The sequence below is a fragment of the Limnohabitans sp. Hippo3 genome, assembly GCF_003063665.1.
In the GTDB taxonomy this organism is placed as follows: domain Bacteria; phylum Pseudomonadota; class Gammaproteobacteria; order Burkholderiales; family Burkholderiaceae_C; genus Limnohabitans_A.
In genome coordinates, this window is record NZ_NESF01000002.1 from 199612 (window position 1) to 223671 (window position 24060).

General features: G+C 60.2%; 26 protein-coding genes and 1 tRNA gene. 13 read left to right on the forward strand and 14 right to left on the reverse strand.

The genetic code is table 11. From position 1 onward, the window contains the following. Positions 1–11: 11 nt before the first annotated feature. Complete coding sequence (gene paaI / locus B9Z34_RS05375; protein WP_369907579.1) at positions 12–449, reverse strand: hydroxyphenylacetyl-CoA thioesterase PaaI; 438 nt, start codon at positions 447–449, stop codon at positions 12–14. Beyond that, entirely contained in the window at positions 449–1249 is an 801-nt protein-coding gene (locus B9Z34_RS05380; RefSeq protein ID WP_108427077.1) for an enoyl-CoA hydratase-related protein, read from the reverse strand. Before B9Z34_RS05380 ends, paaI begins: the two co-directional genes overlap by 1 nt. 147 nt (positions 1250–1396) lie before the next feature. On the opposite strand from B9Z34_RS05380, the gene B9Z34_RS05385 reads away from it, so the two are divergent. Both B9Z34_RS05385 and B9Z34_RS05390 read left to right on the forward strand, forming a co-directional pair. Further along, a complete protein-coding gene (locus tag B9Z34_RS05385) occupies positions 1397–2176 on the forward strand; it encodes an enoyl-CoA hydratase (RefSeq protein WP_108427078.1) in 780 nt (259 codons plus the stop codon). 152 nt (positions 2177–2328) lie between these two features. After that, positions 2329–2556 (forward strand): hypothetical protein, encoded by a 228-nt coding sequence (locus B9Z34_RS05390; RefSeq protein ID WP_146179621.1) that lies wholly within the window; start codon positions 2329–2331, stop codon positions 2554–2556. A gap of 48 nt (positions 2557–2604) precedes the next feature. On the opposite strand, the gene B9Z34_RS05395 is transcribed toward B9Z34_RS05390, so the two are convergent. After that, positions 2605–2681, reverse strand: a tRNA-Met gene (locus B9Z34_RS05395). Positions 2682–2796: 115 nt separating this feature from the next. Here B9Z34_RS05395 and B9Z34_RS05400 point away from each other — a divergent pair. Both B9Z34_RS05400 and B9Z34_RS05405 read left to right on the forward strand, forming a co-directional pair. After that, entirely contained in the window at positions 2797–3639 is an 843-nt protein-coding gene (locus tag B9Z34_RS05400; protein ID WP_108427080.1) for a 2-keto-4-pentenoate hydratase, read from the forward strand. Beyond that, a complete protein-coding gene (locus tag B9Z34_RS05405) occupies positions 3636–4346 on the forward strand; it encodes a hypothetical protein (protein ID WP_233249417.1) in 711 nt (236 codons plus the stop codon). The genes B9Z34_RS05400 and B9Z34_RS05405 overlap by 4 nt, the downstream gene beginning before the upstream one ends. Here the strand turns inward: B9Z34_RS05405 and B9Z34_RS05410 are convergent. Together B9Z34_RS05410 and B9Z34_RS05415 are read right to left on the reverse strand one after the other, a co-directional pair. After that, positions 4298–4828, reverse strand: coding sequence for a GNAT family N-acetyltransferase (locus tag B9Z34_RS05410; protein WP_108427081.1), 531 nt, complete (start codon positions 4826–4828; stop codon positions 4298–4300). The genes B9Z34_RS05405 and B9Z34_RS05410 overlap by 49 nt on opposite strands. Before the next feature lie 35 nt (positions 4829–4863). After that, positions 4864–6423: an acyl-CoA synthetase gene (locus B9Z34_RS05415; RefSeq protein WP_199220069.1), complete on the reverse strand. Its 1560-nt coding sequence runs from the start codon at positions 6421–6423 to the stop codon at positions 4864–4866. 108 nt (positions 6424–6531) lie between these two features. On the opposite strand from B9Z34_RS05415, the gene B9Z34_RS05420 reads away from it, so the two are divergent. Beyond that, positions 6532–7068, forward strand: coding sequence for a DUF2889 domain-containing protein (locus B9Z34_RS05420; protein ID WP_108427082.1), 537 nt, complete (start codon positions 6532–6534; stop codon positions 7066–7068). A gap of 162 nt (positions 7069–7230) precedes the next feature. After that, the gene (gene miaB / locus B9Z34_RS05425) at positions 7231–8568 is read left to right on the forward strand and encodes a tRNA (N6-isopentenyl adenosine(37)-C2)-methylthiotransferase MiaB (protein WP_108427083.1); all 1338 of its coding nucleotides are present in this window, start codon (positions 7231–7233) and stop codon (positions 8566–8568) included. Positions 8569–8661: 93 nt separating this feature from the next. Here miaB and B9Z34_RS05430 read toward each other — a convergent pair whose 3' ends face one another. After that, positions 8662–9066, reverse strand: a complete 405-nt coding sequence (locus tag B9Z34_RS05430; RefSeq protein ID WP_108427167.1) for a gamma-glutamylcyclotransferase — start codon at positions 9064–9066, stop codon at positions 8662–8664. A 20-nt stretch (positions 9067–9086) separates the two neighbouring features. Then, positions 9087–10472: a signal recognition particle protein gene (gene ffh / locus B9Z34_RS05435; RefSeq protein WP_108427084.1), complete on the reverse strand. Its 1386-nt coding sequence runs from the start codon at positions 10470–10472 to the stop codon at positions 9087–9089. A gap of 104 nt (positions 10473–10576) precedes the next feature. Between ffh and B9Z34_RS05440 the strand changes: the two genes are divergently transcribed. From B9Z34_RS05440 to ampD, 3 genes are read left to right on the forward strand one after another with little or no spacing between them, the layout of a single operon-like run. Beyond that, positions 10577–11353 carry an inner membrane protein YpjD gene (locus tag B9Z34_RS05440; protein ID WP_369907580.1) on the forward strand — a complete coding sequence of 259 codons (777 nt, stop codon included), beginning with the start codon at positions 10577–10579 and terminating at the stop codon, positions 11351–11353. Next, positions 11350–11586, forward strand: coding sequence for a PP0621 family protein (locus B9Z34_RS05445; RefSeq protein ID WP_108427086.1), 237 nt, complete (start codon positions 11350–11352; stop codon positions 11584–11586). Before B9Z34_RS05440 ends, B9Z34_RS05445 begins: the two co-directional genes overlap by 4 nt. A 13-nt stretch (positions 11587–11599) precedes the next feature. Further along, entirely contained in the window at positions 11600–12187 is a 588-nt protein-coding gene (gene ampD, locus B9Z34_RS05450; RefSeq protein ID WP_108427168.1) for a 1,6-anhydro-N-acetylmuramyl-L-alanine amidase AmpD, read from the forward strand. A 120-nt stretch (positions 12188–12307) separates the two neighbouring features. Here ampD and B9Z34_RS14455 read toward each other — a convergent pair whose 3' ends face one another. Continuing rightward, positions 12308–12613: a hypothetical protein gene (locus B9Z34_RS14455; protein WP_146179622.1), complete on the reverse strand. Its 306-nt coding sequence runs from the start codon at positions 12611–12613 to the stop codon at positions 12308–12310. A 40-nt stretch (positions 12614–12653) separates the two neighbouring features. On the opposite strand from B9Z34_RS14455, the gene B9Z34_RS05455 reads away from it, so the two are divergent. The 3 genes from B9Z34_RS05455 to B9Z34_RS05465 all read left to right on the forward strand — a co-directional run bounded on the left by B9Z34_RS05455 (position 12654) and on the right by B9Z34_RS05465 (position 17507). After that, entirely contained in the window at positions 12654–15533 is a 2880-nt protein-coding gene (locus B9Z34_RS05455; protein ID WP_233249436.1) for a ribonucleoside-diphosphate reductase subunit alpha, read from the forward strand. A 141-nt stretch (positions 15534–15674) separates the two neighbouring features. Then, positions 15675–16802, forward strand: a complete 1128-nt coding sequence (locus B9Z34_RS05460) for a ribonucleotide-diphosphate reductase subunit beta (protein WP_108427087.1) — start codon at positions 15675–15677, stop codon at positions 16800–16802. 192 nt (positions 16803–16994) lie between these two features. Further along, on the forward strand, positions 16995–17507 hold the full coding sequence (locus tag B9Z34_RS05465) for a histone H1-like repetitive region-containing protein (RefSeq protein ID WP_108427170.1): 513 nt from the start codon (positions 16995–16997) through the stop codon (positions 17505–17507). Between the two features lie 110 nt (positions 17508–17617). On the opposite strand, the gene B9Z34_RS14710 is transcribed toward B9Z34_RS05465, so the two are convergent. The 6 genes from B9Z34_RS14710 to B9Z34_RS05495 all read right to left on the reverse strand — a co-directional run bounded on the left by B9Z34_RS14710 (position 17618) and on the right by B9Z34_RS05495 (position 22514). Next, a complete protein-coding gene (locus B9Z34_RS14710; RefSeq protein WP_108427088.1) occupies positions 17618–18454 on the reverse strand; it encodes a DUF3426 domain-containing protein in 837 nt (278 codons plus the stop codon). Between the two features lie 40 nt (positions 18455–18494). Beyond that, complete coding sequence (prmA, locus tag B9Z34_RS05475) at positions 18495–19391, reverse strand: 50S ribosomal protein L11 methyltransferase (protein ID WP_108427089.1); 897 nt, start codon at positions 19389–19391, stop codon at positions 18495–18497. A 6-nt stretch (positions 19392–19397) separates the two neighbouring features. After that, positions 19398–20747: an acetyl-CoA carboxylase biotin carboxylase subunit gene (accC, locus tag B9Z34_RS05480; protein WP_108427090.1), complete on the reverse strand. Its 1350-nt coding sequence runs from the start codon at positions 20745–20747 to the stop codon at positions 19398–19400. A gap of 14 nt (positions 20748–20761) precedes the next feature. Beyond that, complete coding sequence (gene accB, locus B9Z34_RS05485) at positions 20762–21211, reverse strand: acetyl-CoA carboxylase biotin carboxyl carrier protein (RefSeq protein ID WP_108427091.1); 450 nt, start codon at positions 21209–21211, stop codon at positions 20762–20764. A 161-nt stretch (positions 21212–21372) separates the two neighbouring features. Then, the gene (locus tag B9Z34_RS05490; RefSeq protein ID WP_108427092.1) at positions 21373–21933 is read right to left on the reverse strand and encodes a TlpA disulfide reductase family protein; all 561 of its coding nucleotides are present in this window, start codon (positions 21931–21933) and stop codon (positions 21373–21375) included. Then, positions 21930–22514 (reverse strand): hypothetical protein, encoded by a 585-nt coding sequence (locus B9Z34_RS05495; protein ID WP_108427093.1) that lies wholly within the window; start codon positions 22512–22514, stop codon positions 21930–21932. The genes B9Z34_RS05490 and B9Z34_RS05495 overlap by 4 nt, the downstream gene beginning before the upstream one ends. Positions 22515–22589: 75 nt before the next feature. On the opposite strand from B9Z34_RS05495, the gene mpl reads away from it, so the two are divergent. Beyond that, positions 22590–23969 carry a UDP-N-acetylmuramate:L-alanyl-gamma-D-glutamyl-meso-diaminopimelate ligase gene (mpl, locus tag B9Z34_RS05500; RefSeq protein WP_108427094.1) on the forward strand — a complete coding sequence of 460 codons (1380 nt, stop codon included), beginning with the start codon at positions 22590–22592 and terminating at the stop codon, positions 23967–23969. Positions 23970–24060: the final 91 nt, after the last annotated feature.

Below are 24060 nucleotides of genomic sequence, written 5' to 3' on the forward strand. Positions count from 1 at the left end.
GTGACAAGGACTCACTCTGGCACCACAGTGCCCGGAATCTGGGCGCTTTTGCCACGGAACATGGCGATCACTTCGCCATGCTGGTTGGTGACTTGCATGTCATAGATGCCATGACGACCGCTCAGGGTCTGTTCGATACCTTCGCAAGTCAGCACGTCGCCCAGCTTGCCGGGCTTCAGAAATTCAATGCTGCAACCCGCGGCGACCGCGTTCTTGTTGTAGCTGTTACAGGCGAAGGCAAAGGTCGAATCGGCCAAGGTGAAGATGAAGCCGCCGTGGCAGATCTGGTGGCCGTTCAGGTGCAGTGGTTTCACCACCATGCGCATCACGGCGCGGCCGGGCTCGCAGGCCAGCAGCTCCATGCCCATCGTGTCTTTGGACGCCACGTCCACCGCGAACATGGTCTCGCCCACCAAACGGGCGAGGGCTTTGGGATCGGCAGTGCTCATCATTCGCCTTTGAATTGCGGTGCGCGTTTTTGCAAAAAGGCGTTCACGCCTTCCATGTAGTCGTGCGTCTTGCCCAGCGCCGATTGCGTGTCGCGCTCGACGTTCAGGTGGGCGTCCAGCGAGCGGGTACCCGCATCGCGCAGCAGGTGACGGGTGGCCACCAAAGCCTTGGTCGGCATCACGGCCAGCTTGTCGGCCAGCGCCAGTGCGGCAGCCACGCAGTCGTCGGCCACGTCCCAGATCAGGCCCCACTCCTTGGCCTTGTCGGCCATCAGCTTGTCGCCGGTCATCGCCAGCGCCATGGCGCGGGGCAGGCCCAGGCGCTCGACCAAGAGCCAGCTGCCACCCGCGTCCGGGATCAGGCCAATCTTGCTGAAAGCCTGGACGAAACTGGCCGAGGGTGCCGCAATCGCGATGTCGCAGGCCATGGCCACCGAGGCCCCGGCTCCCGCAGCCACGCCGTTCACAGCGCAGATGACCGGCATGCGCAGCGACTGCAGGCGGCGCGTGGTGGGGTTGAAGGCATCCTGGATGACCGGACCCGGATCGGCGCGCTCCAGCAGACCTGGCCCGGGGGTGAAATCGAGTTCAGACAGGTCCAGACCGGCACAAAAGCCACGACCGGCACCCGTTAGCACCAGGGAACGCACGGCCGGATTGGCCTCGGCCTGGTCCAGGGCAGCCCACAGGGCCTGGTGCATTTCGCGGGTGAAACTGTTGAGGGCTTGCGGGCGGTTGAGGGTGACCAGCGCCACGGCGCCTCGCACTTCGTACAACACCGATGGGGTGGATTCGGTCATATGATGTCTCCTGAACCCGTGAATGTACCATTAACCGACCGATCGGTTGGTTAATGTTTTCCCGGATACCAGTGCCAGAGTTGACAGCCAGCGCTCAGCCCCCTTGGGTATAGTGAACCGGTCAATCCACATTTTTTGGAGAAGTTCTTGAGCTACGAAAATATCGAAGTCCGCACCGAAGGCGGCAAAGTCGGCATCATCACCCTCAACCGCCCCAAGGCGCTGAACGCCCTGAACGGCCCGCTCATGGACGAGCTGGGCGCGGCCCTCAAGGCTTTTGACGCCGATGAAGCCATTGGCTGCATGGTCATCACCGGCAGCGAAAAAGCCTTTGCCGCAGGCGCCGACATCTCTGCGATGGCCAAATACAACTTCCACGAGGTTTACAAAAACGACTTCATCACGCGCAACTGGGAAACCATCCGCAGCATCCGCAAACCCGTGATCGCGGCCGTGGCCGGTTTTGCACTCGGTGGCGGGTGCGAACTGGCCATGATGTGCGACTTCATCATCGCCGCCGACAACGCCAAGTTTGGTCAGCCCGAAATCAAGATCGGCATCATTCCTGGTGCAGGCGGAACGCAGCGCCTGCCCCGCGCCATGGGCAAATCCAAGGCCATGGACCTGGTGCTCACAGGCCGCATGATGGACGCCGCCGAGGCCGAGCGAGGTGGCCTGGTCAGCCGCGTGGTGCCGCTGGACAAATTGATGGACGAAACACTGGGCGCAGCCTTGATGATCTGCGGGTACGGCCAGCTGGCCACCATGGCCGCCAAGGAAAGTGTCAACCGCGCCTTTGAAAGCGGTCTGAGCGACGGCGTGATGTTCGAGCGCCGCCTGTTCCATGGCCTGTTTGCCACCGCTGACCAAAAAGAAGGCATGGACGCCTTTTTGAACAAACGGGCACCCCACTTTGTAAACGGCTGAAACCCTCTGGCTTTCAACAACTTGGCCCGCCATGCTTGCAAGGCGGGCCTTTTCATTGGCACGACACCAGCGGCCTCTGGGTCTTGCCAACTTGCACTTCACTTTCAGGTTTTCGTGCCGATGTATCCCTTAAGCATTCCTGAAAGTTCCCCATGCGAATCAGCCCTATCTCTATCGGTCAGACCCTGCGCCCCATGGCCCCTGTCATCAACCCGATCGACCGCGTGGAAAAACGCGCAGCGCCTGAAGCCGTGACTGGACGCAGCCGGGTGTCTTCGTCAGACAACGGCGAGAAAGCCGGCAAAAACAGCCGTGTAGGCCGCCAACGCAAAACAATGCGCTGGGATGGTCTGGGAGAAGCGGTGGACGTTTTCGCTTGAACGCCCAAACCAAAAAGCCCACAGTCGCAAGACTGTGGGCTTTGAATTTGGTGGAGATAGGTGGACTTGAACCACCGACATCAGCATTATGAATGCTGCGCTCTAACCAACTGAGCTATATCTCCGGGTAACGGGTTGCTTTTAAACAAACTGCTTGAAAGCAGATGACTGACGCCACCAAGCCAAAAATTATACACAAAAATTCATCCAGCCCGCACAAGTCGGCGTAACAATCGACACATGATCATCCCCAAAAACTTGAACGCCCCAGCCATCACCCAAGCCGCGCAAACAGTTTGGTCGCACTGGCAGTCGGGTCAGGTTCTGAAAGCCCTGCCCGAAGAATGCAGGCCCTTGACCATGGCGCAAGGCTATGCGGTGCAGGCAGAATTGCCCTCCGTATCCGGCCGCACCGTCGTGGGATGGAAGATCGCGGCCACCAGCGCCAACGGACAAAGCCATATCCATGTGAGCGGTCCGCTGGCCGGGCGCTTGCTCTCAGGCCAAGTGTTTGACAACGGTGCCACGGTGCCCTCCGCGGGCAACCGGATGCGGGTGGCGGAACCTGAATTTGCATTTTCAATGGCGCAAGACTTGCCACCGCAAAACACCCCCTACGGCATGAAGCAAGTCATGGCCGCCGTGGCCTCGCTGCACCCGGCCATTGAAATACCCGACTCCCGATTGGCCCCGTTCACCGAAGCGGGCGAAGCCCAATTGTTGGCCGACAACGCCTGCGCACGGCATTTTGTATTGGGCCCGGCAGCCCCCGATGCTTGGCGCGAACTCGATTTGAGCCATCACACCGTGCAAGCGCGCGTTGACCATGGCGAACGCCTTCGTTACACACGTGAAGGCACCGGGGCCAATGTGCTGGGCGATCCTCGGATCGCCTTGACCTGGCTGGTCAACCAACTGTCGGCTTTGAGCCTCACCTTGCAAAAGGGCCAGGTGGTCACCACCGGAACCTGCATGGTGCCCCTGGCCTTGGAGCCGGGCGACAGGGTGAGCGCTGATTACGGCCTGCTCGGCCATGTGCAGATGACATTCGCCTCGGAAGCACCAACTGAAGTGCCAACATGAACCTGACAGGCGGATGGCACTGGCATTGGCGCGCATGGCGATCACAAAAGCGCTGGGCACCCACATCAGCACAAATCGAAGCGTGGCTCATGGCGCAAACCATGCCGCGCAAACAGTTGGTGCTGATCGGTGCCAGTGCAGGCTGGATGTTGCCGACGTCCTGGTTGGCGCAATTTGACGCGATATACGCTTGGGACATTGATCCTTTGGCCGCACCTTTGTTCCGCTGGCGGCATGAACGAGAACTGAAGCGCCAAGGCACGGCCTTGCACCTGCACACCGGCGATGGCTTGGCTCAGCTGCATGATGCCGTTCACGCCATGCCCGAAGCATTTTTCTGGTTTGACAACGTGCTGGGGCAATTGCGCTTCACCCACGAAACGCTGGATGCCGTGGATCGCCGCTTACGCAAACTGCGGCACACCCTGAAACCCGTGGCTTGGGGCAGCGTGCACGACCGCATGTCCGGGCCAGCTGTGCAGGGCATCGCTTTGCCCGTGGCACACCAGAGTACGGCCGGCTTGGCCATGGAGGCGCCAGAAGGACAAGCTTGGTTACAGCAAATCGGTGCCATCAGTCCTTGGCTGGACCACCTGACCGAGCAAGTATTACCGCAAGGCACACCGGTGCAGTACACCGCATGGCCATTCAAGCCAGGCTATGCACATTGGCTTGAAATGGGCTGGTGCCCGGCAACTCCACCCTGAAGGTCAAGAGACCAGTACTGCCCCACCAGATCGGCACCAAAAGAGTGGTGGCGCTCTTCAGACACCAACACAAAGCCCGCCTCCTGGTATATGCGGCACGCCGCATGCAGGATATCGTTGGTCCACAAGGTCAGCTTGGAGTACCCCTTGGCTTTGGCAAACGCGATGCACTCATGGGTCAAGCGCCGCCCCAGCCCTGCGCCGCGTGCCACCGGCTCCACGTAGAGCAAACGCAGCTTGGCTTCCCGCTCGGACACCTTGACCAAAAACACCGAACCCACCACGCGGCCTTCGCATTCGGCGATCCAGGCGTTCTCCCATGCGGAGTCAAAGTTCTTGACGAACTGCGCCCCAATCTCGGCCACCAAGGCCTCGAACGTGCCATCCCAGCCGTATTCCTGCGCATACAAAATGCCCTGCCGATGCGCCAGCCAGCCAATGTCACCGACTTGTAAATTGCGCAAGACAATGGGAGCACTCATATTGGTTTCGTGGCAAAGATGCTGTAGGCGCTGCGTCACGCGTAACGCACCCGCAAGTCGCGCTTGAGCAGTTTGCCGCTCGGGTTCTTGGGCAGCGCGTCCGTGAAGAGCACGCGCTTGGGACACTTGAAACCGGCCATGTGCTGGGCACAGTGCGCGATCACTGCGGCTTCGTCCAGCGCCTGCCCATCCTTGACCACGATCACCGCCGTCACGGCCTCGACCCACTTGGCGTCGGGCAAACCCACCACCGCCACTTCGCTCACTTGCGGCAGGCGGTAAATCATCTCCTCCACCTCGCGGCTGGCCACGTTTTCGCCGCCGGACTTGATCATGTCCTTCTTGCGATCCACCACCGTGATGTAACCCTCCTCGTCGATGATGCCCAGATCCCCACTGTGGAACCAGTCGCCCTCGAACGAAGCTTGGGTGCGCTCGTCGTCGTGAAAATAGCCGAGCATCAAATGCGGTGAGCGGTGCACGATCTCGCCCACTTCGCCCACGGCCACGTCCTGCATGTCGTCGTTGACTACACGCGTTTCGACGTTGCGCACGGCTTTGCCACACGAACCCGGTTTGCGCAGCTGGTCGTCTGGGCCGAGCATGGTCGCCAGGGGCGCGATTTCGGTCTGGCCGTACAGGTTCCACAGCCGGACATTGGGCAGGCGCGAGGCCAGCTCTTTCAGCACCTCGACCGGCATGATCGACGCGCCGTAGTAGCCCTTGGCCAATTTAACGAGCTTGCCCGCATCCATCAGCGGCGAGCGCAGCAGCGCGATCCACACCGTGGGCGGCGCAAAGAAGCTGGTGATGCCAAACTTTTCGAGCATCGGCAGCAGGTTGTCGGGCGTGGGTTTGGAGGTGATGACGTTGGTGCTGCCCATGTAAATGGCCGGGCCAAAGAACACATCGAGCTGGGCGCAGTGGTACAGCGGCAGCGCATGCAGGGCCACGTCGACCTCGGCGATTTCGGCGTCGATCACGCAGCTGACGTATTGCCACATGACCGCGTCGTGCGTGAGCTGCGCACCTTTGGGCGACGACTCGGTGCCGCTGGTATAGACGATCTGCGCCACGTCGTAGCTGCCCAGGCGCAAATCAGGCAAGGGGTCGGTGCAAGCGGCCAGCGCATCAAAGCTGTGCATGCCCGCCACGGGCTGGCTCGGGTCTTCGGACGGCAGCCAGATGAACTGCTCCACCTGTGTGTCGAGCTTGGAAGCGGCCTGCGCGAGCTCGGCCAGGCCACTGTCGGTCGCCAGCGTCTTGGCACCTGCGTGACGCAAGATGTAAGCCACCTCTTCGGCCTTGAGCATGAAGTTGATCGGCACCATGACCGCGCCACGGCGGGCCAACGCAAAGCGCAGCGCCGCAAAACCGTGCGAATTGCGCGCCAGCACCGCCACCTTGTCGCCCTCTGCCACGCCAATGCTGGCCAAGCCTGCGGCCAGTCGCGTCACCAGCGCGTCGAACTCGGCATAGGTCCAGGTGGTAGTGCCGCACACGATGCCAGTTTTGGTGGGCAGGCGGATGGCCGTGCGACGCAGAGCATCGGCAATGGTCTGACGGCGAACGGCGGGGTGGATGGTGGTGGACATGCTGAGAACTCCTGCGTAGCTATGATTAAGTGATTCAACATCAGACCCGCGAGATTTCCATTGGCACTTCCACCACCCTCCCCCCGAAAACTGTCACATACGCGAACCGTGGTGTACCAAGGCTTTGACCGTGAAGACGGCTTGTGGGACATCGAAGCCGAGCTGACCGATATCAAGACTTACGGCTTTCAGGTCCCCAACGAACGCCCCTTCCCAGCCAACGAGCCGATCCACGGCCTCAAAATTCGCGTCACGCTCAACAACAAAATGGTCATCCAGGACATCGTCACGGCGATGGATGACATCCCCCACCCCGAATGCGCTGGCGCACCGCACGGCATGCACAAACTGATCGGCCAGACCATGGGCCCCGGCTGGCGCAAGGTCATCAACGCGCACATCGGTGGCACCGAAGGCTGCACCCACCTGCGGGAACTTTTGTTCAACATGGCAACGGCCGCCTACCAAACCCTGCCATCCGGCCAATGGCACCGCCGCGAACAAGCTGGCCAGCCCCACCCCGAAATCACCCAACCACCCTACCACCTCGGCCAATGCCACAGCTGGGCCTATGACAGCCCGACGGTGCAAAGGGCTTATCCGATGTTTTTCAAGCCGAAGGCTGTCGAAAACAACGGCAACTGAGCAGGAGCTCGCCTGCGATAATCTGCCACCTCCAAAGCGCATCTGCGCTTTTCTTTTTCACAGCCTCTGGATCTACACCATGAACCGCTGCACTTTGGCCCTTCGCGGGCGTGCTTTGCTTTGCCTTGACTTCATCACCTCCCTGAACGCCGTGGAGGCCGCATGAGCAAGAAAGTCTTCATCAAAACGTTTGGCTGCCAGATGAACGAGTACGACTCGGACAAGATGGCCGATGTGCTGGGCGCGGCCCAGGGCTATGAACCCACGCAGGACGTGGACGAGGCCGATCTGATTTTGTTCAACACCTGCTCGGTGCGCGAGAAGGCGCAAGAAAAGGTGTTCAGCGATCTGGGCCGGGTGCAACACCTCAAAGCCAAGGGCGTACTGATTGGCGTGGGCGGCTGCGTTGCCAGCCAGGAAGGCGCTGAGATCATCAAGCGTGCGCCTTATGTGGACGTGGTGTTTGGCCCGCAAACCCTGCACCGCTTGCCCGAGATGCTGGCCGAGCGCGAGCGCAAGCAGCGCCCGCAAGTCGACATCAGCTTCCCCGAGATTGAAAAGTTCGACCACCTGCCACCCGCCAAGGTGGAAGGCGCCACCGCCTTTGTGTCGATCATGGAAGGCTGCAGCAAATACTGCAGCTATTGCGTGGTGCCCTACACCCGGGGCGAAGAGGTCTCTCGCCCGTTTGACGATGTACTGGTGGAGGTGGCGGGCCTGGCCGCGCAGGGCGTGAAAGAGATCACCCTGCTGGGCCAAAACGTGAACGCTTACCGGGGCAAGATGGGCGGCACCTCAGACATTGCCGACTTTGCGCTGTTGCTGGAATACGTGGCCGACATGCCCGGCATTGAGCGCATCCGCTATGTGACCAGCCACCCGAATGAGTTCACGCAGCGCCTGATCGACGCGTACGAGAAGATCCCCAAACTGGTGAGCCACCTGCACTTGCCGGTGCAGCACGGATCAGACAAGATTTTGATGGCGATGAAACGCGGCTACACCGCCATGGAATACAAGAGCACGATCCGCAAGCTGCGGGCGATCCGCCCCGACATGTCGCTCAGCAGCGATTTCATCGTGGGTTTCCCCGGCGAGACCGAGGACGACTTCAACAAGATGATGAAGCTGATCACCGATGTGGGTTTTGACACCAGCTTCAGCTTCATCTTCAGCCCCCGCCCTGGCACGCCTGCGGCCAACCTGCACGACGACACGCCGCACGACGTCAAGCTGCGCCGCCTGCACCACCTGCAAGCGACCATCGAAGAAAACGTGCAGCGCATTGGCGAGAGCCGTGTGGGCACGGTGCAGCGCATTCTGGTGGAGCGCCCTTCACGCAAGGACGCCACCGAGCTGGCCGGCCGCACCGAGTGCAACCGGGTGGTCAACTTCCCCGGCGGCCCGAACATGGACCGCCTGATCGGTCAGATGGCGGATGTGCGCATCACCCAAGGCCTGTCGCACTCGCTGCGGGGCGAGTTGGTGATCAAGGACTGAAGTTGGTGGGAGGCTGCCCCTGCGGCCGAATGTGTGTTGAGCCTCTGCAGACATTCGCGAGCAGGGGCTCACTCCTACAAAAATCCCTGAGACTCAAGACTCGCGGCCGACCTCGCGGATGTAGCGTCGGTAGTCACCGTGCGGGATGGGGGCGCAAGCATCCACCGGGCGGTTGTACACATAGGTCTGCACAGGCTGGCCTTGCAGCGGGCCGCTGAGCACGGTCACAGTTTCGCGCCAGTATTGAGATGCACTGCGGTCACCGCGGACCATGCCCTCCACCACATCCAGCCGGGCCAGGTGCGCGTCATCCACTTCATAGATTTCACCTGTGACCTGGCCATCACCCGTAGACAAGTCCAGCAGCAAGCCAGGAAAACGCCCCACATCGACCAAGCGGCCAGGCACTTGGGCAGGGCCCACAAAACGGGCCCCGTGCATTTCAGCTTCAAGCCGAAGACCGGGCATGAGCGTGCCGTAAATGAAAAGTCGGTGCATCGGTTGGCCATTCACGCGGGTCAACGCGGCATGCCGGGAAAGCCCCCGCCGCCGCCCATCATGCCTTTCATGGCGCCCATGCGTTTCATCATCTTCATCATGCCGCCGCCGGACATTTTTTTCATCATGTCCTGCATCTGCTCAAACTCCTTGAGCATGCGGTTGACGTCCTGCACCTGAACACCGGCACCGGCTGCAATGCGGCGCTTGCGGGTCGCCTTGATCAGCTCGGGCTTTTTCCGCTCCAGCGGCGTCATGCTGTGGATGATGCCCTGCTTGCGGCCAATGTCTTTCTCGACCTTTTCCATGTCCATGGACCCGGCCTTGGCCGTCAATTGGCTGGGCAACTTGTCCATCAGGCTCGACAAACCACCCATTTGTTTCATCTGCTGGATCTGGGCCAAAAAGTCGTTCAGGTCAAAACCACCGCCGCTCTTGACCTTGGCGGCCAGCTTTTGCGCGGCTTCCATGTCCACACCGGCAGTGACCTGCTCGACCAGCGCCACAATGTCGCCCATGCCCAGCACCCGGCCTGCATGGCGCTCAGCGTCAAACACTTCCAGGCCATCGATTTTCTCGCTCGTACCGGCAAACTTGATCGGCACACCCGTGATCTGGCGCACCGACAAAGCAGCACCGCCGCGTGAATCACCATCCAGTTTGGTGAGCACAATGCCCGTGAGCGGCAGGGCGTCACTGAACGCTTTGGCGGTGTTGGCCGCATCCTGACCCTGCATGGCGTCGACCACGAACAGAGTTTCCACAGGCTTGAGTTCAGCGTGCAGCGCCTTGATCTCGGCCATCAGGGCTTCGTCAATCGCCAGGCGACCGGCAGTGTCGACCAGCAGCACGTCAAAGAAGTGCTTGCGGGCGTAGTCGATGGCGGCGCGGGCGATGTCGATCGGCTTTTGGTCGGGCGTGCTGGGGAACCACTCGGCCCCGGCCTGCGCCGTCACGGTCTTGAGCTGTTCGATGGCCGCAGGCCGGTACACGTCGCCCGAGACGGTCAGCACTTTCTTTTTGCGCTTTTCAATCAGGTGTTTGGCCAGCTTGGCGGTGGTGGTGGTTTTACCGGCACCTTGCAAACCGGCCATCAAAATCACCGCTGGGGGCTGCGCCGCCAGGTTGATGTCCGACACGCCCTCGCCCATGGTGGCGGCCAGCTCGCGGTTGACCACACCCACCAAGGCCTGGCCAGGCTTGAGTGAGCCCATGACCTCCTGGCCCAGGGCTTTTTCCTTCACACGGGCGATGAAGTCGCGCACCACCGGCAAGGCCACATCGGCTTCGAGCAGGGCCATGCGCACCTCGCGCAGCATGTCGGCCACGTTCGATTCGGTGATGCGGGCCTGCCCGCTGAGGGTCTTGACGAGGCGTGAGAGTTTGTCGGTCAGGGCGGAGGCCATGGGGATATCCAGAAATTTCCGGTCCAGCCTGTTGGCTCCACCCCAGTGGCAGCGCCTGAAAGGCTAAACTCGGTGTCATGATTTTAGCGAGTCCCCCATTTTGGATGCTGCCTGCCACCGTGCTGGCGGCGCTGGCCTATGGCCTGCCAGCCTTGGCGGGTGAGCGCCTGTCTCCCACGCATGCGCGTCGCTTGCTTTGGCTCGCCTGGGCCGCGCATGCCGTGGCGCTGTTGAGCTTGCTGGTCGGCCCTGTCCACTTCGGCTTTGCGCCAGCGATTTCGGTGACCGCCTGGCTCGTGGTGAGCGCTTATATATTAGAGAGCCAGTTTTTCCCCAAATTCAAGGCCCGCTGGGCCATGGGCATTCTGGGGACCATCGCCGTCGTGCTGGCCTGGTTTTTCCCGGGCACTCCGCTGTCAGCGCAAGCTTCGGCCTGGCTGCCCTTGCATTGGGCTTTGGGTTTGTCTGCTTACGGCATGTTTGGCGCCGCCGTAGTGCACGCCTGGATGATGACCCGCGCCGAACGCGACATTCGGCAAGCCCACGACGCCAGCAGTGGTGTGCCACTGCTGACGCTCGAACGCCTCACCTTCCGATTTGTGCTGGCCGGCTTCGTTTTGTTGACCGCCACCTTGGTCGCTGGCGTGTTGTTTGGTGATGCGCTTTATGGCCAAGGACAAGGCCACTGGCGCTGGGACCACAAAACCATTTTCGCCTTGCTGTCCTGGCTGACCTTTGCCGTCTTGCTGACAGGCCGCAGCCAATGGGGCTGGCGAGGCCGCCGGGCTGTGCGGGTGCTTTACATCGGCGCGGGTTTGTTGCTCCTGTCGTATGCAGGCTCACGGTTTGTCATGGAAGTCCTGCTGGGGCGCATGGGATGAAATACCTCTTTTTGTTGCTGGTGGTTTTGTTGGTCATCTGGGCGATCAAGCGCACCAAGGCGGCAGGCCGAACCCAAGCACCCCCTGCGTCTGAAGCGAAAAGCCCCTCTGAAATGGTCAGCTGCGCCCATTGCGGCATCCACTTGCCCCAGGAAGAAGCAGTCTCCGGCCAAAAAGGGCTTTACTGCAGCACCGAGCACCGGACTGCAGCGCAAGACCGCAACCCCAGCTGAAGTCACGGCGTTGATGCGGGTGCCTGCTTCAGACCACACCTCGCCTGCCCATTGGCAACAAGGCTGGCACCCACAAGCGCAACGGCTGGTCTCGCCCAACTTCGGACCACGCCCTGCAGGGGCCTGCATTGACCTGATCGTGCTCCACTCCATCAGCCTGCCCCCCGGACAATATGGTGGCGATGCCGTGCAGCGCTTGTTCACCAACCAACTCGATTGGGACGCACACCCCTACTTTCAAAGCATCCGAGGGCTGGAAGTCTCATCGCACTTTTACATACGCCGTGATGGCTCACTGTGGCAGTTTGTGAGCTGCGATGAGCGCGCATGGCATGCCGGACAGTCCCAATACAGGGGTCGGCCCAACTGCAACGACGACTCCATCGGCATTGAGTTGGAAGGCCTGGAAGGCGACACCTTCGAAGACGCGCAGTATCAGCAACTGGCCGATCTGTGCCGGGAGATCCGGCATCACTACCCCATCGCGCATGTGGCTGGTCATGAACACATCGCACCAGGCCGGAAACTGGACCCGGGACCGGGTTTTGAATGGCCACGGTTGAAACAACTGTTGGATTTTCCGCCTCAGGTTTTTCCCTGATCTGGCCCCATCCCTGAGGGGCCAAAAATATTTTCACAGCCCTTGCTTGCGCAGCAAGGTGACCGATGGTTCGAGATCGCAGGGCCAGCGCGATCGTGCGTGCCTCACCAATCAAGGCTTTCAAAACAAAAAATGCTCGGCAGGCCGCATCGGGCCTGAATCGGCCATCCGAAAACCCCAAAAACCAAGCCTTCCAGGGTCTTTTTTCAGCAAGTGAAAGGTCACGATTCCAAGGCTGAAACCTGGATTTATTTGCCCCCTGTCGAGCAGACCAGCAAAACAGACCGGTACACTACCTGTAGTGGCTTGTGCAGATGCCAGACACCAGATATAGTGTCCCTTACAAATTCTCACAATTAAACAAGACGCCTGTTCAAACGCCTTGCCCAGTACCCCAAGACCCACAAAATTCAAAGAAATGACCATGCAAACAGACCTGAACATCGCCTCCCCATCGCCCACCCTGATGCGCCAGCCCGAAGCTGGGCAAAGCAGCGTCCCGAGCTTGCAGGCACTGGCCCATTACCAGATCATTCGCCGCAATGGCGCTGTGGTGCCCTTCGAGCCAAACAAGATCGCTGTGGCGCTGATGAAAGCGTTTTTGGCCGTTCACGGCACCCAGGGCGCAGCGTCTGCCAGCGTGCGCGAAGTGGTCGAAGAATTGACCCAAAACGTGGTTCGCGCTTTGGTCCGCTCACGCCCCGGCGGCGGCACCTTCCACATTGAAGATGTGCAAGACCAGGTGGAGTTGGGCCTGATGCGCAGCAGCAACCACGAAGTGGCACGCGCTTACGTGTTGTACCGTGAGCGTCGCACTCAAGAGCGTGCACAACAGCACCAGCAAGTGGCCCCCACGCCTGCCGAACCCCGTCTGCACGTGATCGATGGCGGCCAACGCGTCGCCCTGGATCTGGATTACCTCAAATCCCTGATGGTCAACGCCTGCGCCGGTTTGGGCAAGGACGTGAGCCCAGACCCCATCGTGGCCGAAACCATGCGCAACCTGTACGACGGCGTGCCCATGGAAGAGGTTTACAAGGCGTCCATCCTCGCGTCGCGCACCCTGATTGAGAAAGACCCTGACTACACCTACGTCACAGCCCGCTTGCTCATGCACACCATCGCCAAGGAAATCCTGGGCAAGGAAGTGACCCAGGACCAAATGGCCGAGGAGTACATCAACTACTTCCCCCAATTCATCAAAAAAGGCGTGGACAACGACCTGTTGGATGAAAAACTGCTGCAGTTCGACCTGAAGCAACTGGCCGCCGCCCTCAAACCCGAGCGCGACCTGCAGTTCGATTACCTGGGCTTGCAAACCCTGTACGACCGCTACTTCCTGCACGTGCGCAAGACCCGCATTGAAATGCCCCAAGCGTTCTTCATGCGCGTGGCGATGGGCCTGTCGCTCAATGAAATCAACCGCGAAGCACGCGCCATCGAGTTCTACGAAATCCTGTCGTCGTTCGACTTCATGTCGTCCACGCCCACCCTGTTCAACAGCGGTACTTTGCGCTCGCAGCTGTCGAGCTGCTATCTGACCACCGTGCCCGACGACCTGGACGGCATTTACGAATCGATCAAAGAGAACGCTTTGCTGTCCAAGTTTGCGGGCGGTCTGGGCAACGACTGGACCCGCGTGCGGGCCATGGGCTCGCACATCAAGGGCACCAACGGCGAATCGCAAGGCGTGGTGCCTTTCCTGAAAGTGGTCAACGACACCGCCGTGGCCGTGAACCAAGGCGGCAAGCGCAAGGGCGCGGTCTGCACCTACCTGGAAACCTGGCACCTGGACATTGAAGAGTTCCTGGAACTGCGCAAGAACACCGGCGACGACCGCCGCCGCACGCACGACATGAACACGGCCAACTGGATCCCCGACCTGTTCATGCGCCGCGTGATGGAAAAAGGCAACTGGACCCTGTTCTCGCCTTCCGATGTGCCTGATCTGCACGACCTCTTCGGTCTGGCCTTCGAAAAAGCCTACGTGGCCTACGAACAAAAAGCCGCTCGTGGCGAAATCAAGCCCAGCAAGACCGTCCCCGCGACCGACTTGTGGCGCAAGATGCTGTCCATGCTGTTCGAAACCGGCCACCCCTGGATCACTTTCAAGGACCCCTGCAACGTGCGCTCGCCCCAGCAACACGTTGGCGTGGTGCATTCGTCCAACCTGTGCACAGAGATCACCCTCAACACCAGCGACACCGAAACCGCTGTGTGCAACCTGGGCTCGGTCAATCTGTCGCGCCACCTCAAGGACAGCGCCAACGGCAAAGTCATTGACCACGAGAAACTGAAGAAAACCATCACGATCGCCATGCGCATGCTGGACAACGTGATCGACATCAACTACTACGCCGTCAAGAAAGCCCGTGATTCCAACATGCGCCACCGCCCTGTCGGCATGGGCCTGATGGGTTTCCAGGACTCGCTGTATGAAATGCGCATTCCCTACGCATCGCAAGCCGCTGTCGAGTTCGCTGACCAGTCCATGGAGGCCATCTGCTATTACGCTTACTGGGCCTCGACCGAGCTGGCCAAAGAGCGTGGCCAGTACGCCACTTACAAGGGCTCGTTGTGGGATCAGGGCATCTTGCCTCTGGACACCCTGAAACTGCTGGAGCGCGAGCGTGGTGGTTATGTCGAAGTGGACCGCTCGTCCACACTGGATTGGGACTCGCTGCGCCAAAAGATTGCACAAGACGGCATGCGCAACTCCAACTGCGTCGCCATCGCCCCCACCGCCACGATCTCCAACATCATTGGCGTGGATGCCTCGATCGAGCCTTGCTTTGGCAATCTGTCGGTCAAGTCCAACCTCTCGGGCGAATTCACCGTGATCAACGGCTATCTGGTGCGTGACCTCAAGCGCCTGGGCCTGTGGGATGACGTGATGGTCATGGACCTGAAGCACTTCGACGGTTCACTGCGTCCGATCGACCGCGTGCCACAAGACATCAAGGCGCTGTACGCCACCGCCTTTGAAGTCGAAACCACCTGGCTGGTCGAGGCTGCTGCACGCCGCCAGAAATGGATCGACCAAGCCCAATCGCTCAACATCTACATGGCGGGCGCATCGGGCAAGAAGCTGGACGACACCTACAAACTGGCTTGGTTGCGTGGCCTGAAAACCACTTACTACCTGCGCACATCGAGCGCCACACAGGTCGAGAAATCCACCGTGAAAGCCGGTTCGCACAACGCCGTGTCTTCAGGTGCGCCCAGCTCGGGGATGAGCGTCGTGGATGCCGCTGCAGCTGCCGCGCAAGTGCAAATGAACACATCACCTGCCACCGATGTCAAATTTTGCGCCATCGACGATCCCGGTTGCGAAGCTTGCCAGTGATTTGAAAAGCATTGCACTTTGCTGTGACAAGCCAAGTGCGATGCAATTGAACAACACTTCACGGTGACGCACATCGAAAAAGTGAATCGCTTCTTTGAATTTCGTGCGCTTGCTTTCATAATTTGAGAACTGGAATTTTTTATGTTGTCCTGGGACGAACAAGTCAAACCTGCATCGCCAACTGCGATGCCCTCTTTTTCCGGCGCTGATGCAGGCACAGCGTCTGCCGCTGCATCCCCAGCCCCCAGCCTTCGCCGCATGACTGCGGCCGACAAACGCATCATCAACGGCCAGACCGACGTCAACCAGCTGGTGCCTTTCAAATACAAATGGGCTTGGGAAAAATACCTGGCCACCTGCGCCAACCACTGGATGCCGCAGGAAGTGAACATGAACCGCGACATCGCCTTGTGGAAGGACCCCAACGGTCTGACCGAAGACGAGCGCCGCATCGTCAAGCGCAACCTCGGCTTCTTCGTGACCGCCGATTCGCTGGCCGCCAACAACATCACGCTGGGCACTTACCGCCACATCACAGCCCCCGAATGCCGCCAGTTCCTGCTGCGTCAGGCTTTTGAAGAGGCCATCCACACCCACGCTTACCAGTACATCGTGGAGTCATTGGGCCTGGACGAGTCGGAAATCTTCAACGCCTACAACGAAGTCAAATCCATCCGCGACAAGGATGAGTTCCTGATCCCGTTCATCAACGTGATCATGGACCCTCACTTCAAGACCGGCACACTGGAAACCGACCAGACCCTGCTCAAGTCCTTGATCGTGTTCGCCTGCCTGATGGAAGGCCTGTTCTTCTACGTGGGCTTCACGCAAATCCTGGCCTTGGGTCGTCAAAACAAGATGACCGGTGCTGCCGAGCAGTACCAGTACATCCTGCGCGACGAGTCGATGCACTGCAACTTCGGCATTGACCTGATCAACACCGTCAAACTTGAAAACCCACAGCTGTGGACGGCCGAATTCAAGGCCGAGATCAAGGAACTCTTCCTCAAAGCGGTCGAGCTGGAATACCGTTACGCCGAAGACACCATGCCACGCGGCGTGCTGGGCATGAACGCGTCCATGTTCAAAGGCTATTTGCGTTACATCGCCAACCGCCGCGCCACCCAGATCGGTCTGGAGGCCCTCTTCCCCAACGAAGAGAACCCCTTCCCCTGGATGAGCGAGATGATCGACCTGAAAAAAGAACGCAACTTCTTTGAAACCCGGGTCATTGAATACCAATCCGGCGGGGCCTTGTCCTGGGACTGATCTTCTGAACACCCCCTCCATGTCCCCCCTCTTCAAGCCACAGTTCGCAACGCCTTCGGGTGTTGGGTGCTGTGGCTTTCCCGCGTTCATGGTGTTGGGGGTTTCCTCAGCGCCATGGATCGCTTTGTGCAATCCAACAAGCACCAAGCGTTCCCTTTCCGTTGAGTTCTCAACTTGATCAAGGAGAAAATCATGGCAACTGCAAAAAAAGCAGCAGCAAAAAAAGCTGCTCCCGCAAAGAAGGCCGTCGCGGCCAAGAAACCAGCAGCTAAAAAAGTAGCCGCTAAAAAGCCAGCAGCTAAAAAAGCCGCTCCAGCAAAAAAAGCTGTTGCAGCCAAAAAGCCAGCTGCTAAAAAAGTAGCCGCTAAAAAGCCAGCAGCCAAAAAAGCCGCTCCAGCTAAAAAAGCAGCGCCTAAGAAAGTAGCCGCCAAAAAGCCAGCAGCCAAAAAAGCCGCTCCAGCTAAAAAAGCCGCTCCTAAGAAAGCAGCCGCCAAAAAGCCAGCAGCCAAAAAAGCCGCTTCAGCTAAAAAAGCAGCCGCCAAGAAAACTGCTGCCAAAAAGCCAGCGGCCAAAAAGCCTGCTGTGAAGAAAGCTGCTAAAAAGCCTGCTGCAAAGAAGGCATCTAAAGCACCCGCTGCCCCCGCTGCACAGACAACGCTGAATCCTCAAGCTGCATGGCCGTTTCCTTCGGCCGCCAAGCCCTGATTCGAACGTTAGACGCTCGTAGCGCAAAGCCCAATACTGGCAACAGTGTTGGGCTTTTTTACGGCCGATCCGCAGCAGCCATTCAAGCCAACGCGCTCAGACTGCCGGACTCAGGGGTAAAAACTGAACAACCTGTACCCCGCTGGCACGAGGTCGGCTTCGGGCACCAGATGCAACTGCCCCTCCCAGGTTTGGCCAGGCACCAGAAAACTGGGCGCCCCCTGTTGAGTGACCTGCAACACCCGTCGCACCAGGGCTTTGTCCTGCGCATCCAGCAAGGTCAGCTCGAGTGCGGGCATCTGCAAGGCCTGCGCCGTGACGTTGCGCACCGACCAACGGAGCTGAAAACCACCGTCATGTGGTGTCAGGCTGGAACTCTCGATGAGCACCCCATCGCGAATTTGCAAGGGCAAAATTTCGCACCCCACCCTGCGACACACCGCAGTCAGCCCCTGTCCAAGCACGGGGTCCATGCTGGCCAGCACATGCCGCTCAATCCAGAGCCACTGCAGTCCCAGCGCGAGCAACAAAAGAAAAGCCGCCACAGCCGTCAGCCAGGATCGCGGTGGGCGCTTGCCAGCTTGCGCATCGGGCTGAACAATCGCCTGCTCAGCGTCAGGCCGGGCCTTATCTTGCAGAGGCGAGAGCGCTTGCGGCTTGAAGGTCGAGAGCGCCTCTTCAAAAGCGGCCACCGCGGTCACGACCGGCGCCGAAGGCGATCGGTCTTCCTGTTTGAGGAAGTCGTCAATGCGCAACCGCTGCCCGGCCGGTTGCAAAGCCTGATCCAGCGCATCAGGATGGGCATCAGGCCAGTTGACGACCAAGCCTGTGCTGTCAAACGCCTGCTGACATTGGCCACAGCGCAGCCAACCTTGGGCGATTTTGAGTTGATCGGGCACCACCTTGTAGGTCGTGCTGCAGGCCGGGCAACGGGTGATCCAGCTCATGCTATGCCCGTCATCATGGCCCGCATCGGCACGGCCCAGATCAAGACGCCATGGCTGGCGATGTCGCCGTCATGAGGATCCAGCCATCTTCACTGTCGGCCACCTCCAGCTGAATCCAGGGTGCGTAAGCGGCCTTCAACTCGTCGGCCTGACGCTCCAGAATGCCCGCCAGCACCAAAGCACCCGATGGCGCCACATAAGAGCACAACAGCGGCGCCAAAACCTTGAGCGGCGTGGCCAGGATATTGGCCAAAACCGTCTGGTACCGGCCCTGGGCCTTGTCAGGCAAACCGGCCGCCAGGCTCACGCCGTTGGCTTCGGCGTTCAGGACCGTGGACGTCACGGCTGCTTCGTCAATGTCCACCGCATCGATCTCGGATGCACCGTATTTGGCCGCACCGATCGCCAAAATACCGGAGCCGCAGCCGTAATCGAGCACACGCTGACCCTGCACGCCGTGCTGCGCGATCCAGCGCAAACACATGCGGGTGGTCGGGTGGGTGCCTGTGCCGAAAGCCAAACCGGGGTCGAGCCGAATAATCTGCCTGGCCTGTGCAGGCGGCTCGTGCCACGTCGGCACGATCCAGAAATCGGGGGTGACTTCCACCGGTGCAAACTGCGATTGGGTCAATCGGACCCAGTCCTGATCGGCCACCGCCTGCACGCCCAGAATGCGGCAGCCTTCAAAAAAGTCTTGCGCAGACAGCAGATGAACCGCCTCTTGCGCTTGGGCCTCTTGCGCAAACAAAGCCACCATACGCGAACGCTGCCAGCCGTCTTTGGGTGGTGGCATGCCGGGTTCACCGAACAGGGCCTGTTCTGCAGGCGTCTGGGCATCGGCGTCCTCTACCGACACACTCAAGGCATCGAGCGCATCGAGTGCATCGCTCAGGACATCGACCCGGTCTTCCGGGCACAAGAGGCTCAGTTCAAACATACGGTTTCAGCGCTTGTGCTGGCTCAGCCAGTGTTCGAGGTAATGGATGTTGGTGCCGCCTTGCATGAACTTGGCGTCCACCATCAGCTCGCGGTGCAACGGGATGTTGGTGCTGATGCCTTCGATCACCGTCTCATTCAAGGCGGTCTGCATGCGGGCCAAAGCCTGCTCGCGCGTGTCGCCGTGAACGATCAATTTGCCGATCATCGAGTCGTAGTTCGGGGGCACAAAGTAGTTGTTGTAGACGTGCGAGTCCACCCTCACGCCCGGCCCACCAGGCATGTGCCAGGACGTCACGCGACCCGGCGAGGGCGTGAACTTGAACGGGTCTTCAGCGTTGATGCGGCACTCGATGGCATGGCCCCGAATCTCGATCTGACGTTGGGTAAACGGCAGCTTTTCGCCCGCAGCGACCATGATTTGGGTTTTGACGATGTCCACACCCGTGATCCACTCGGTCACCGGGTGCTCGACCTGCACGCGGGTGTTCATCTCGATGAAATAGAACTCGCCGTTTTCGTACAGAAACTCGAAGGTGCCCGCACCGCGGTAGTTGATCTTCTTGCAGGCCGCCACACAACGCTCGCCGATCTTCTCGATCAGCTTGCGCGGAATGCCTGGCGCTGGCGCTTCTTCGATCACCTTCTGGTGACGGCGCTGCATGGAGCAGTCGCGCTCACCCAAATAAACCGCGTTCTTGTGCTTGTCGGCCAGAATCTGGATTTCGATGTGGCGCGGGTTCTGCAGGAACTTCTCCATGTAGACCGCCGGATTGCCGAACGCAGCCCCGGCCTCGGCCTTGGTCATCTGCACCGCGTTGATCAGCGCTGCTTCGGTGTGCACCACACGCATGCCGCGACCACCGCCACCGCCTGCGGCCTTGATGATGACCGGGTAACCCACCGACTTGGCAATGCGGCGGATCTGGACCGGATCGTCAGGCAATTCACCTTCCGAGCCGGGCACGCAAGGCACACCGGCTCGGATCATGGCTTGCTTGGCCGACACCTTGTCGCCCATGATGCGGATCGATTCGGGCGTGGGGCCAATGAACTGGAAACCGCTTTTCTCGACGCGCTCGGCAAAGTCGGCGTTCTCGCTCAAAAAGCCGTAGCCGGGGTGGATCGCCTCGGCGTCCGTCACTTCGGCGGCCGAAATGATGGCGGGCATGTTGAGGTAACTCAGCGGCGAGGCCGCTGGGCCAATGCACACCGCTTCTTCGGCCAACTTCACGTATTTGGCTTCTTTGTCGGCCTCGGAATAGACCATCACCGCCTTGACGCCCAATTCGCGACAAGCGCGCTGGATGCGCAAGGCGATTTCGCCTCGGTTGGCGACCAGGATTTTCTTGAACATGAAATCCCCGTGGCTTATTCGATGATGAACAAAGGCTGACCGTATTCCACGGCCTGGCCGTTTTCACACAGGATCTGCGTGACGGTGCCGGACTTGTCGGATTCGATCTCGTTGAGGATCTTCATGGCTTCGATGATGCACAGGGTGTCGCCCTCTTTGACCACCGAACCGATCTGAATGAAGGGCGCTGCGCCCGGGCTGGACGCGCGGTAGAACGTGCCCACCATGGGTGACTTGACCGCATGACCGGCAGGTGCCGCTGCAGGCGCGGGTGCCTCCACGGCAGCGACGGGTGCGGCCACAACGGGGGCGGCAGCGACCGGCGCAGCTTGCATCACGACCGGGGCGGCCACGCCCATGCTCTTGACGATGCGCACCTTGCCTTCGGCTTCGGTGATTTCCAGCTCCGACACGTTCGAGTCGGACACCAGGTCAATCAGTGTTTTCAGTTTGCGCAAATCCATAGATCCTCCATTGCTGTAAGCACACGTAATGGATTGAATTTACACCAAATTTCAGTAAAAACCCTCGAAATCGTCTTTTCTGGTCAGAATTGGAACGAATTAAAAGCCATGACCTAGCGAAACAGAGGGCCAAACCTCAACACGCCCAAGATCGGAGGATTTCAGGCGCCAACACTGCGCCATTGCATAAGGTCATCCGCCGTCAATTGCCCCATTTTTTGCCGCCAAATACTGCCATCTGCCTTGAAAAAAACCGTAAAAGGCAAGCCGCCCGCTGCATTGCCCAGCGACTTGGCCAGCTCCGTCCCCGCCAAACCAGCCAAACCGACCGGGAAACCCAAAGGCTGACGCGCCAGAAAACGCCGCACTGCGCTGGGCTGGTCGATGGCCAAAGCCACCACTTGGTGATTTTTCGCCACATTTTCACGCCAGAAGGCATCGATCATGGGCAGTTCATCGACACAAGGGGGGCACCAGGTGGCCCAGAAGTTCAGCAACAAGGGCTTGCCCTGGAAGGCGGCCATGGCCAAACCCTCTCCCGAGGGGGTGTCGAACTGCTGAGTCCAGACCGGGTGACTGGCCGCGGCCGTGACGGCTTGCGGCTGAAAACGCCACAAAGCCACACCCACACCGGCGACGGCAGCCGCCGCCCCGGCACCCAGAATCAAATTTCGGCGCGAAGCGCCTGCGCTTTGTTGGTCCATGGCCAAATTGTCTTTCATGCCGCCAGCAAGCGCTCCAAAGCCGCCAAATCCCCCCGGGGCGAGCGGCCTTGCGCATCGGGGAGCAAGGCGCCACGCAAATCGTCCAGGTCGTAAATGCGCAGGTGCACGCCCACATCTTCGTCCAAGGCTTCACAAAAACTGTGCAAGCTCAGCACCTCCACATCGTCGCCGTGCAGACCGCGCACAGTTTGCGTCTCGTAGCGCTGGTTCTGGTTGATCAAGGCGATCTCGGCCGATTTCGGGTCGTCACAAAACAAGGCCAGGTCCACATCGCACAGGCGCGTGGCCCAACCTTGCCAGACCGCACCGCCCAAATGCGGGCGAAATTCGGCCAGGCGTTGCATCCAGACCCGCGCCAATTCGCGCAAAGCCAGCAGCTCGCCGGGCTGGGTGTCGGCGCAGAACAGGGCGATGTAGTCGCGCACCTCGGCCTCGACCACATCGTTGGTCGGCAAGGCGGTACGGGCGGGCAGGCCCAACTCTTTCAGGGCGCGGTGCTTGGCCGGGCCAAAGGCCAAGCCTTCTTCCACCACCAAACGGGCAGCGGTGGCGGCAATTTCAAGGGCAAGGTCGTTCATGGGCACCGATTGTGACCGGATCGGACCGGACCGCACCAAGCCAAGGGCTCAGGCGGTGGCCCCTAAAATCGAAGCATGCATATACATATTCTGGGCATTTGTGGCACTTTCATGGGAGGCCTGGCCGCGCTGGCCCGCGAGGCAGGGCATCGGGTCACCGGCTGTGACGCGGGCGTTTACCCGCCTATGAGCGATCAGCTGCGGGCTTTGGACATCGAGTTGATCGAAGGCTTTGACGCCGACCAGATGGCCTTGCAGCCCGACCTGTACGTCATCGGCAACGTGGTCAGCCGCGCCCGCCTGGCCGACGGCAGCCCCAAATTCCCGCTGATGGAAGCGATTTTGGAAGCCGGGGCGCCCTACACCAGCGGCCCCCAGTGGCTGTCAGAGCATGTGCTGCAGGGCAAGCATGTGCTGGCTGTCGCGGGAACCCACGGCAAGACCACCACCACCTCGATGCTAGCCTGGGTGCTGGAGCAGACGGGGCTGGAGCCTGGCTTTTTGGTGGGTGGCGTGCCACTCAACTTCGGCGTGTCGGCCCGGCTCGGCGGGGGCAAGTACTTCGTGATCGAAGCGGACGAATACGACACCGCCTTCTTCGACAAGCGCAGCAAATTCGTGCACTACCGCCCGCGCACCGCCATCCTGAACAACCTCGAGTTTGACCACGCCGACATCTTTGACGATCTGGCCGCAATTGAGCGCCAGTTCCACCATCTGGTACGCACCGTGCCCGGCTCAGGCCGCGTGGTAGTCAATGGCCTGGAAGAAAGTCTGACCCGGGTGCTGGGTCAAGGCTGCTGGAGCGAAGTGCGGACCTTCGGCTCGGCCATCAGCGACTTTGTGGCCGAGGGCGAGCCCTCGCAGTTCCAAGTGTTGCAGGCCGGCCAGCCTGTGGCCGAAGTGCGATGGGCCATTGGCGGTGTGCACAACCAGCTCAACGCGCTGGCAGCCATGGCGGCTGCCGAGCATGTGGGCGTGAGCCCAGCTGTGGCGGCGCAAGCCCTGGCCACTTTTGAGAATGTCAAACGCCGCATGGAAGTGCGCGGCACAGTCCAACGCGAAGGGGGGGGCATCACCATCTACGACGACTTCGCCCATCACCCCACCGCGATCCGCACCACCGTCAACGGCCTGCGCCGCCAAGTAGGCCAAGCCCGCATCCTGGCGATTTTTGAGCCCCGCAGCAACACCATGAAGCTCGGTACCATGAAAGCCCAGCTGCCCTGGAGCCTCGAAGAAGCCGATCTGGCGTTTTGCCACTCGGGCGGACTGGGCTGGGACGCCGCAGCCGCGCTGGAACCCATGGGCACCAAAGCACAAGTGGGCGCCAACATAGACGAGGTGATTGCGCAAGTGCTGGCGCAAGTGCAGCCCGGCGACCACCTGCTGTGCATGAGCAACGGCGGCTTTGGCGGGATTCATGCCAAATTGCTGGAAGCCTTGGCTGGCTAATTTCCATCTTGTATTTGTAGGTCCGCGGCTTTAGCCCCGACTGGCGCCTGCAGCGAAGCCCGCATCGTCGGACCTGAAGGTCCGACCTACA